Origin of the sequence: Bacillus sp. SIMBA_074 (genome assembly GCF_046534555.1) — a bacterium.
Taxonomy (GTDB): domain Bacteria; phylum Bacillota; class Bacilli; order Bacillales; family Bacillaceae_G; genus Bacillus_A; species Bacillus_A mycoides.
Window position 1 is genome coordinate 1 of the sequence record NZ_JAWRYM010000584.1, and the last position, 269, is coordinate 269.

1 protein-coding gene is annotated in these 269 nt (G+C 49.8%); it reads left to right on the forward strand.

All coding sequences use genetic code 11. The features are described 5' to 3' along the window. The coding region (locus SB773_RS32070; RefSeq protein ID WP_410594381.1) for a carbon starvation induced protein CsiD at positions 1-269 on the forward strand (269 nt) is incomplete at both ends.

Here is a 269-nt window from a genome sequence, read left to right on the forward strand (position 1 = left end):
CTACGTGAAATTTGCCACTGCGTTGACCCACCTGGTCGGGTCGTCGAATTTCGATGCGATGTCCGGAACCTTTTATGCACGGTTTACGGTAAAGGATACGGACAACAGTGATTCTTATTTGCGTCAAGCGTATCGTCTATTTACTCTGCATACCGATGGAACCTTTGTAGATGAACCAACGGACTGGCTGCTGATGATGAAAATGGATGAGCGCAATGCGGTTGGAGGAGAATCGCGCCTGCTGCACCTTGATGACTGGGAAGAGCTGG